The following is a 1,337-nucleotide window of genomic DNA, read 5'->3' as shown; positions in this document are numbered from 1 at the left end:
AGGTGGTACAGGAATATCAACCTGTTGTCCATCGCCTACGCCTTTCGGCCTCGGCTTAGGTCCCGACTAACCCTGAGCGGACGAGCCTTCCTCAGGAAACCTTAGGCATTCGGTGTAGAAGATTCTCACTTCTATTTCGCTACTCATACCGGCATTCTCACTTCTAAGCGCTCCACCAGTCCTCACGGTCTGACTTCGCAGCACTTAGAACGCTCTCCTACCATTGTTCGAAGAACAATCCGCAGCTTCGGTGATACGTTTAGCCCCGGTATATTTTCGGCGCAGAGTCACTCGACCAGTGAGCTATTACGCACTCTTTAAATGATGGCTGCTTCTAAGCCAACATCCTGGTTGTCTAAGCAACTCCACATCCTTTTCCACTTAACGTATACTTTGGGACCTTAGCTGGCGGTCTGGGCTGTTTCCCTTTCGACTATGAACCTTATCACCCATAGTCTGACTCCCAAGATGAAGTATCTGGCATTCGGAGTTTGACTGAATTCGGTAACCCGATGAGGGCCCCTAGTCCAATCAGTGCTCTACCTCCAGTACTCACTTCTTGAGGCTAGCCCTAAAGCTATTTCGGAGAGAACCAGCTATCTCCGTGTTCGATTGGCATTTCACCCCTACCCACACCTCATCCCCGTACTTTTCAACGCACGTGGGTTCGGGCCTCCAGTCAGTGTTACCTGACCTTCACCCTGGACATGGGTAGATCACACGGTTTCGGGTCTATGACCTACTACTTATTCGCCCTGTTCAGACTCGCTTTCGCTGCGGCTCCGCCTATACGGCTTAACCTTGCAGGAGATCATAACTCGCCGGTCCATTCTACAAAAGGTACGCCGTCACACATAAATGTGCTTCGACTACTTGTAGGCACACGGTTTCAGGTTCTCTTTCACTCCCCTTCCGGGGTGCTTTTCACCTTTCCCTCACGGTACTGGTTCACTATCGGTCACTAGGGAGTATTTAGCCTTGGGAGATGGTCCTCCCAGATTCCGACGGAATTCCTCGTGTTCCGCCGTACTCAGGATCCACTCCGGAGGAAACACTCTTTCAATTACAGGGCTGTTACCTTCTATGGCTGATCATTCCAGATCGATTCATTTAAAGCGTTTCTTTGTAACTCCAATGGAGTGTCCTACAACCCCAGAAAGCAAGCTTTCTGGTTTGGGCTAATTCCGTTTCGCTCGCCGCTACTCAGGAAATCGCATTTGCTTTCTCTTCCTCCGGGTACTGAGATGTTTCAGTTCCCCGGGTCTGCCTCTCCTTACCTATGTATTCAGTAAGGAGTCCTACTCCATTACGAGCAGTGGGTTTCCCCATTCGGAAAT

General features: G+C 50.3%; 1 rRNA gene. It reads right to left on the bottom strand.

What is annotated here, in order from left to right:
* A 23S ribosomal RNA gene (locus FCI53_RS21155) occupies positions 1 to 1,337 on the bottom strand; the annotation flags it as partial.

The sequence above is a fragment of the Aquibacillus sediminis genome (genome assembly GCF_005870085.1).
Lineage (GTDB): Bacteria > Bacillota > Bacilli > Bacillales > Amphibacillaceae > Aquibacillus_E > Aquibacillus_E sediminis.
This window is presented reverse-complemented; position numbering and strand designations above follow the sequence as displayed.